The sequence below is a fragment of the Winslowiella iniecta genome, from assembly GCF_001267535.1.
Taxonomy (GTDB): Bacteria; Pseudomonadota; Gammaproteobacteria; order Enterobacterales; family Enterobacteriaceae; genus Erwinia; species Erwinia iniecta.
Map to the genome: position 1 here is coordinate 17,158 of NZ_JRXE01000009.1, position 8,468 is coordinate 25,625.

At 52.6% G+C, this 8,468-nt stretch carries 8 protein-coding genes; 4 read left to right on the plus strand and 4 right to left on the minus strand.

Annotation, left to right across the window (positions count from 1 at the left end):
• The coding region (locus NG42_RS07775) for a LysR family transcriptional regulator (RefSeq protein ID WP_052898872.1) at positions 1-659 on the minus strand (659 nt) is incomplete at its 3' end.
• 105 nt (positions 660-764) lie between these two features.
• Between NG42_RS07775 and NG42_RS07780 the strand changes: the two genes are divergently transcribed.
• From NG42_RS07780 to NG42_RS07790, 3 genes are all read left to right on the plus strand, one after another.
• Positions 765-1,190, plus strand: a complete 426-nt coding sequence (locus NG42_RS07780) for a CidA/LrgA family protein (protein WP_052898756.1) — start codon at positions 765-767, stop codon at positions 1,188-1,190.
• Positions 1,183-1,881 (plus strand): LrgB family protein, encoded by a 699-nt coding sequence (locus NG42_RS07785; protein ID WP_052898757.1) that lies wholly within the window; start codon positions 1,183-1,185, stop codon positions 1,879-1,881. Before NG42_RS07780 ends, NG42_RS07785 begins: the two co-directional genes overlap by 8 nt.
• Positions 1,882-2,004: 123 nt before the next feature.
• On the plus strand, positions 2,005-2,547 hold the full coding sequence (locus NG42_RS07790; RefSeq protein ID WP_052898758.1) for a YfaZ family outer membrane protein: 543 nt from the start codon (positions 2,005-2,007) through the stop codon (positions 2,545-2,547).
• Positions 2,548-2,606: 59 nt separating this feature from the next.
• Here the strand turns inward: NG42_RS07790 and NG42_RS07795 are convergent, their stop codons facing one another.
• The 3 genes from NG42_RS07795 to acs all read right to left on the minus strand — a co-directional run bounded on the left by NG42_RS07795 (position 2,607) and on the right by acs (position 6,711).
• Positions 2,607-4,268 carry a cation acetate symporter gene (locus tag NG42_RS07795; protein WP_052898759.1) on the minus strand — a complete coding sequence of 554 codons (1,662 nt, stop codon included), beginning with the start codon at positions 4,266-4,268 and terminating at the stop codon, positions 2,607-2,609.
• Positions 4,265-4,576 (minus strand): DUF485 domain-containing protein, encoded by a 312-nt coding sequence (locus tag NG42_RS07800; RefSeq protein WP_052898760.1) that lies wholly within the window; start codon positions 4,574-4,576, stop codon positions 4,265-4,267. The genes NG42_RS07795 and NG42_RS07800 overlap by 4 nt, the downstream gene beginning before the upstream one ends.
• Positions 4,577-4,755: 179 nt before the next feature.
• Positions 4,756-6,711: an acetate--CoA ligase gene (gene acs, locus NG42_RS07805; RefSeq protein ID WP_052898761.1), complete on the minus strand. Its 1,956-nt coding sequence runs from the start codon at positions 6,709-6,711 to the stop codon at positions 4,756-4,758.
• A 523-nt stretch (positions 6,712-7,234) separates the two neighbouring features.
• Between acs and gltP the strand changes: the two genes are divergently transcribed.
• Positions 7,235-8,468, plus strand: a 1,234-nt coding sequence (gene gltP / locus NG42_RS07810; RefSeq protein ID WP_052898762.1) for a glutamate/aspartate:proton symporter GltP, incomplete at its 3' end; no start/stop codon positions are given.

An 8,468-nucleotide genomic window follows, 5' to 3' on the forward strand; every position in this document is an offset into this window, starting at 1 on the left:
CGCACCGCAATTTTCGGCGTGAATCCGCTACGCTGAAAGGCATGCATCAATTGACGGTTAAGTGAAAACTCTTCGTTGAAAATCAGAATCTGATGTTCGGCCAGTTCAGCCAGCGCAATACTGCTGCGGTTCAGCCATTGCTCAGTGCGCGGCACCAGCACGCAAAGTGGATGGCTCATCAGCGGCAGGGTGTTCAATGTCAGATCTTCTGCCACCGGCAGCGCGGTCAGGGCTAAATCGAGACTGCCGGACAATACCGCTTGCTGCACGGTGAGTCCGCCAAATTCTGAGATTTTGAGTTCAATACCTGGATAACGCTGACGAAAGGCGGATATCGACCCGACGATCTGCATACCGACCATCGGCGGAATCCCCAGCCGCAGCTCGCCAGTTTTCAGCTCATTGATATCGCCGATCTCAGTCTCCAGCTGTTTGAATTCTTGCAGGATAGTCAGACCGCGCTGGTACACCGCTTGCCCGGTGTCGGTCAGATGCAGCTTGCGGCCTTCACGAATCAGTAGGGTGCAATCCAGCTCCTCTTCCAGTTGCCGCAGCATTTTGCTGATGGTCGGCTGGGTGACGTACAGCTGCTCTGCCGCGCGGGTAAAGCTCTGCTGGCGCACCACTTCCACAAAATAGCGTAAGGCTCTGACGTCCATAAAGCATTCCTTTAAGGCATAGTTTTGATAATTTTAATTCATTTCTTTCACCCTTTGTCAGGGATTTATACTGAACGCAGTGAATGAGCTGAAGGGGAAATAATCATGGCGTTGGCACTACGCCCGCAAACGGCGGGACGGCTGCAACGTTTACAGGTGCCGCTACAGGTGGCGCTGTATGCCGGGATGTTTATCGCCTCAGAACAGCTGGTGGAGTGGCTGCATCTGCCGCTACCGGCCAATATTGTTGGCATGCTGCTGCTGCTGGCGCTGATTATGCTGCGAGTGCTGCCGCTGAACTGGGTGAAAGCCGGTTCAGCCTGGCTGCTGGCGGAAATGCTGCTGTTTTTTGTGCCCGCCGTCGTGGCGGTAGTCAATTATTCGCAGCTGCTGCGCGTCGAGGGCTGGCGCATCTTTCTGGTGATTGCCATCAGTACCATACTGGTGCTGTCTGCTACCGCGCTGGTGGTTGATCGCGTTTACCGCTTTGAAATCTGGCTGGCACAACGTAAGCAGGCGCGCCATGAATGATTTTATCCTCAGTATGATTTGCCTGATCGCCACGCTGTTGATCTATTTCCTCAATAAACGCCTGTATCGTCGCTGGCATAAACTGCTGCTGATGCCGCTGGTGATGACGCCGATGGTGCTGGTGGCGCTACTGATTGTCACGCATATCTCGTGGCAGGATTATATCGGCGAGAGTCGCTGGCTGCTGTGGCTGTTAGGTCCGGCAACGCTGGCGTTTGCCGTGCCGGTATACGAAAACATGGCGATTATTCGCCGACACTGGATGTCGCTGACCGCCGGGGTGATTACCGCCACCACCGTGGCGGTTTGTAGTTCGGTATGGCTGGCGCGTTTACTGACGCTGCCGGAAGAGATTCAGCGCAGTCTGGCAGTACGTTCGATTACCACGCCTTTTGCGCTGGCGGCGGCAAAACAGCTCGGCGGACAGCCGGACCTGGTGGCGCTGTTTGTGGTGATCACCGGGGTATTTGGTATGGCGATTGGTGACATCCTGTTTCTACGCCTGTCGGTAAAGCAGGGGCTGGCGAAAGGGGCAGGTTTAGGCGCTGCTTCACATGGTGCCGGTACGGCAAAAGCCTATGAGCTGGGTCAGCAGGAAGGGGTGGTTTCCAGCCTGGTGATGATGCTGTCAGGCGTGGTGACGGTGATTATTGCGCCAGCAATTGGACATCTGATGTGGGCAACAATCTGATGTTAGTAAGTAGTTGCTTACCTTTAAAGTATTTAAATTAGTGTATATCTGATTGTTAAATCGTTTTTTATTCGTTTACCATCCATAATCTATAACTAAGCCAGTTGATAATGGAGTCTGGTAATGAAAAAAATAATTTTAAGCAGTGGCGTAGCAATGTTGATGTTAGCCGGTTCAGCGCAGGCTATTGAAGGCGGCGTTCAGGTTGGTGAGCACTACACTAACCTTAATCTTGGACTGGGCACCACGACGCCAGGTCTGAGCCTGTCCGGTAACTGGATGCGCAGCGACCATGACGGTAAAGTCTCCGGCCTTGGCCTCGGTTATAACATTGAAGTCGGCTCGGTGTTTCTGTCACCTGGCGTGAAAGCGATGTATATCAGCCCGAAAGATACCAAAGACGGCTATGCCGTGGCAGTCGGTGGCGGCGTGCAGGTGCCGGTAACCAATATGCTGGGTCTGTATGGTGAATACTATTACTCACCAGATTCCTTCTCCAGCCGTATCGACAGCTATCAGGAAGCGTCTGGTGGCGTCAGCTTCTCCCCAATCTCTTTGCTGGATGTGCGCGTGGGTTACAAGTACCTGGCGATGGATGGCAAAAACGGTCGTAAAGACAACGTGCTGGCTGATGGCCCGTATGTGGGTGCTTCACTGCGTTTCTAATCACTCTGATGTGATGAACAGATGTAAGGCCGGGCAAATTGCCCGGCCTTTTTTATGGCTTAATGTGACTTACTGCTCTGTTCAATTCCGACGCCGGTTTGCGAACGGACAAACTGCGCACGGAAACGCAGACGCTCCTGCGCACCTTCTGCCGAGCTATCGGTGACCGAGAACAACCAGGTGCCGATAAACGCTGCCAGCATGGAGAACAGCGCCGGGTACTCATACGGATAAATCGGTTTCGCGTTGCCCAGCACCTGAACCCAAATGGTTGGGCCAAGGATCATCAGAATCACTGCCGTCAGCAGCCCCAGCCAGCCGCCGATCATGGCACCGCGAGTGGTCAGTTTTGACCAGTACATCGACAGCAAAATAATCGGGAAGTTACAGCTCGCCGCAATCGAGAATGCCAGGCCGACCATAAAGGCAATGTTCTGTTTTTCAAACATGATACCCAGCAGAATCGCAACAATACCCAGTATCAGTACGGTGATTTTCGACACTCTCAGTTCTTCACGCTCGGTCGCCTGACCTTTACGGAATACGCTGGCATACAGATCGTGAGAAACCGCAGAAGCACCGGCCAGCGTCAGGCCAGCCACGACCGCCAGAATGGTGGCGAAAGCCACCGCCGAGATAAAGCCAAGGAACAGGCTGCCGCCGACTGCATCGGCCAGATGCACCGCCGCCATATTATTGCCGCCAATCAGGATGCCAGAGGCATCTTTGAAGGCCGGGTTAGCGCCTACTAACAATATCGCGCCAAAGCCGATAATAAAGGTCAGGAAGTAGAAATAGCCCATAAAACCGGTGGCATACAGCACGCTTTTACGCGCTTCACGTGCATCGCCGACGGTAAAGAAGCGCATCAGAATATGCGGTAAGCCCGCGGTGCCGAACATCAGGCCGAGGCCAAGTGACAGCGCCGAGATCGGGTCATGCACCAGACCGCCTGGCCGCATAATTTCCTGACCTTTCGGGTGCACCGCCATCGCTTCGGTAAACAGCGTGTTGAAGCTAAAACCGACGGTTTTCATCACCATAATTGCCATAAAGCTGGCGCCAAACAGTAGCAGTACCGCTTTGATAATCTGCACCCAGGTGGTCGCCAGCATGCCGCCAAACAGCACATACAGCACCATCAGAATACCGACCAGCACCACGGCGATGTGGTAATCGAGACCAAACAGCAGCTGGATCAGTTTACCGGCACCGACCATCTGTGCGATCAGATAGAGTGCCACCACCACCAGTGAACCACAGGCCGAAAGGGTACGAATCGGTTTCTGTTTCAGACGATAGGAAGCGACATCAGCAAAGGTATAGCGACCAAGATTTCGCAGCCTTTCCGCAATCAGGAACAGAATTATTGGCCAGCCGACGAGAAAACCGAGTGAGTAGATCAGGCCATCGTAGCCAGAGGTGTAAACCAGCGCCGAAATACCGAGAAAAGAGGCGGCGGACATAAAGTCGCCAGCCATCGCCAGACCATTCTGGAAGCCGGTAATATTGCCGCCAGCGGTGTAATAGTCGCTGCGTGAACGGGTACGTTTCGACGCCCAGTAAGTAATCCCTAAGGTTGCGGCGACAAACACCAGAAACATAATGATCGCTTCGTAGTTGGTCGACTGTTGTTGAACGTCCCCGGTGAGGGCGTCGGCGGCGAGTGCCGTGACGGGCAGCAGCGTCAGTGCTGCTAAAGCTGCATAGCGCGCTTTCATCCTTTAACCTCGCTGAGAATCTGTTTAGTCAGGCGATCAAACTCGCCATTAGCGCGCCAGACATAAATGGCGGTAAGCACAAACGAAATAACGATCAGGCCGACGCCCAGAGGGATACCACGAGTAACATTGGTCCCTTCATGCAGCGGGGTGCCAAGCCAGCCGGGAGCAAAGGCAATTAACAGAATAAAACCGACGTAAAGCACCAGCATAATCAGGGAAAGTAGCAGTGCGAAGGCCTGGCGTTTGCGCACCAGTTCTTTAAAACGTGCACTTTTTTCTATCCGTTGATAAATGACGTCATTCATCACAGCATCTCCAGAGTAAGAGGCGCGGGCTGCCACATTGAGAACCGGCAGGGCGCGCCATCTTCAGGTACTGGCTATGCGCTACCCGGACTCAGACTGCCTGTGACAAAAACGCCCGTGGCATTGAGGTATTGTTATCATTATTGTTTCAGGTCGGGGCGTCCTGCCCCGACTACAGCTTACGGCATCTTAATAGTTTGTTTTTCTTCGACTAATTTCTCAACAACGCCAGGGTCGGCGAGGGTTGAGGTATCACCAAAGTTACTGGTATCACCGGCAGCAATTTTGCGCAGAATACGGCGCATAATTTTGCCGGAGCGGGTTTTCGGCAGTGAATCGGTCCAGTGCAGGACATCCGGGGTGGCAATCGGGCCAATCTCTTTCCGCACCCAGCTGCGCACTTCGCTGTACAGTTCTGGCGTCGGGTCTTCTCCGTGATTCAGCGTGATATAGGCGTAAATTGCCTGACCTTTGATACTGTGCGGGATCCCGACCACTGCCGCTTCGGCGATTTTAGGATGGGAAACCAGCGCTGATTCGATTTCAGCGGTGCCAAGACGGTGGCCGGACACATTCAGCACGTCGTCGACGCGCCCGGTGATCCAGTAGTAACCATCTTCATCACGACGCGCACCGTCGCCGCTGAAATACATATTTTTAAAGGTGGAGAAATAGGTTTGTTCGAAGCGTTCGTGATCGCCGAACAGCGTACGCGCCTGACCAGGCCAGGAGTCGACAATCACCAGGTTACCTTCGCTGGCGCCTTCCTGCGGATTACCCTCGTTATCCACTAACGCAGGCTGTACGCCAAAGAACGGTTTAGTGGCCGAGCCCGCTTTCAGCTCGATAGCGCCGGGCAGCGGGGTGATCATAAAACCACCGGTTTCGGTTTGCCACCAGGTGTCAACAATTGGGCAGCGGCTGTCGCCAATTTTCTTGTAGTACCACTCCCAGGCTTCCGGGTTAATCGGTTCGCCGACCGATCCCATAATGCGCAGTGAGGAGCGGTTAGTGCCCTCAATCGCTTTATCCCCTTCGGCCATCAGTGCACGAATCGCGGTTGGGGCGGTATACAGGATGGTGACATTATGTTTATCAACCACTTCTGCCATGCGGCTGGGCTTCGGCCAGTTTGGCACGCCTTCAAACATCAGGGTGGTGGCACCGCAGGCCAGCGGGCCATACAGCAGGTAGCTGTGACCGGTGATCCAGCCGACATCAGCGGTACACCAGTAAATATCTTCCGGATGATAATCAAAGACGTATTTAAAGGTGGTCGCGGCATACACCAGATAACCGGCGGTGGAGTGCAGCACGCCTTTCGGTTTGCCGGTCGAACCCGAGGTATAGAGGATAAACAGCGGATCTTCCGCGTTGACCTCTTCTGGCTGATGATGCGAGCAAGCGCTGTTCATCAGCTCATGCCACCAGAGATCGCGGCCATTGTGCCACTCAATCTCTTTGCCTGTGCGTCTGAACACCACCACATTGCTGACAGTCTTAACGCCAGGATTTTTCAGCGCGTCATCGACATTTTTCTTCAGTGGAATGGTGCGTCCGGCACGAATACCTTCATCGGCAGTGACCACCAGTCTGGCGCTGGAGTCGATAATACGTCCGGCAACCGCCTCGGGGGAAAAACCGCCAAAGATCACCGAGTGGACGGCACCGATACGCGCGCAGGCCAGCATGGCCACCGCCGCTTCCGGCACCATCGGCATATAGATAGCCACCACATCGCCTTTGTTAATGCCCAGCTCTTTTAGTGAATTGGCAAAGCGGCACACTTCGCGATGCAACTCGCGATAGGTCAGAGTTTTACTTTCACTGGCATCATCGCCTTCCCAGATGATCGCCGGATGGTCACCACGTTCGTGAAGATGGCGGTCGAGGCAGTTCGCTGCCAGGTTCAGGGTGCCATCTTCAAACCAACGAATATCCACATTGCCCGGTGCGAAGGAAGTGTTCTTCACGCGGGTGTAAGGTTTAATCCAGTCAAGTATTTTGCCTTGTTCTCCCCAAAAAGCCTCGGGATCTTGTACCGACTGCTGATACATCGACTGGTACTGTTCTGCATTGATCAGGGTATTTTCCGCAATGTTAGCGGGAACGGGATGTTTATGTATTTGGCTCATGGCTGGTCTCCTTGAAGTTGTTAATACTATGTCAACCAAAAGTTAATTAAAGATGGGAGACGTGCTTTGTTTCTTTTTTGCGCGACAGATCACGTGAATAATAAAAATGCTGAAAATTCTATGATTATTACGCGCTTGCTATGTGCGAAAGGTCAGGATCTTCTGAGGTTAAGTGTAGGAAAGCTCTAATTGCACTGCTTAAAAAAACAGCAAACGGTGCTGATTACTATTTAAACAAAACTGCATATCTATGCTGAAAAGACATGAAATATTACTTTTTATAACAGCAGGTTAGGTTTTCTATAACTTATCAGCATTTTATCCTGTCAGGTCGGCTGAGTTTTGCACAAAGTCGCTAAGGGTTGCTTTTATGCCAATGAAAATGGTACTGATTACGCGCCTGTTATTCAGGCGTCAACCATCAATAACCCTCGATTTTATCGGATTACTGTCCGCCTCCCTTGAGTGTAAAACTTCCGCATACTGCAAGTGGAAGTGGGGTTTTGTTAAGGAATTAAGCGTTATGAAAGGTGTAAAAATCAGCCTTGCCTGGCAAATTTTGATTGCACTGGTATTGGGGATCATCGTCGGAGCGATTCTGCATAACCAGCCGGAACAGCGTGAATGGTTAGTCACTAACTTTCTCAGCCCGGCTGGCGATATCTTTATCCATCTGATTAAAATGATCGTCGTGCCGATAGTGATTTCCACGCTGATCGTCGGTATTGCCGGCGTGGGCGATGCGAAAAAACTGGGTCGTATTGGCGTTAAAACCATTATTTATTTCGAAGTGATTACCACCATTGCCATCGTGGTAGGCATTACCCTGGCCAATGTGTTCCAACCTGGTAGCGGCATTGATATGTCGACGCTGGCAACGGTGGACATCTCTAAATACGAAGCCACCACCGAGCAGGTGCAGAGCGGTGCGCACAGCCTGGTGATTACCATCATGTCGCTGATTCCGACGAATATTTTCGCCGCAATCGCTAAAGGTGACATGCTGCCGATCATCTTCTTCTCGGTGCTGTTTGGTCTGGGGCTGTCGTCTCTGCCAGCCGAACATCGCGATCCGCTGTTAAAAGTATTCCGTTCAACCTCAGAAGCGATGTTTAAGGTCACGCATATGATTATGCGCTACGCACCGATTGGCGTTTTTGCGCTGATCTCGGTGACCATCGCCAACTTTGGTTTCGCCTCGCTGTGGCCGCTGGCTAAGCTGGTGATTCTGGTTTATGCCGCGATTCTGTTCTTTGCCTTTGTGGTACTGGGCACGGTAGCGCGCATCTGTAAGCTGCGTATCACCACGCTGATGCTGATTCTGAAGGATGAGCTGATCCTCTCTTACTCCACATCCAGCTCGGAAACGGTGCTGCCGCGGATTATGCAGAAGATGGAAGCCTATGGCGCACCGAAGTCGATTACCAGCTTTGTGGTGCCAACCGGTTACTCGTTTAACCTGGATGGTTCAACGCTATATCAGAGTATTGCGGCGATCTTTATTGCTCAGCTGTATGGCATCGACCTGTCAATCGGCCAGGAAATTATCCTTGTGCTGACGTTGATGGTGACCTCAAAAGGTATCGCTGGCGTACCGGGCGTCTCCTTTGTGGTACTGCTGGCGACGCTGGGCAGTGTCGGTATTCCACTGGAAGGGCTGGCGTTTATTGCCGGTGTTGACCGTATCATGGATATGGCGCGCACCGCGCTGAACGTGGTCGGTAATGCGCTGGCGGTGCTGGTTATTGCCAAATGGG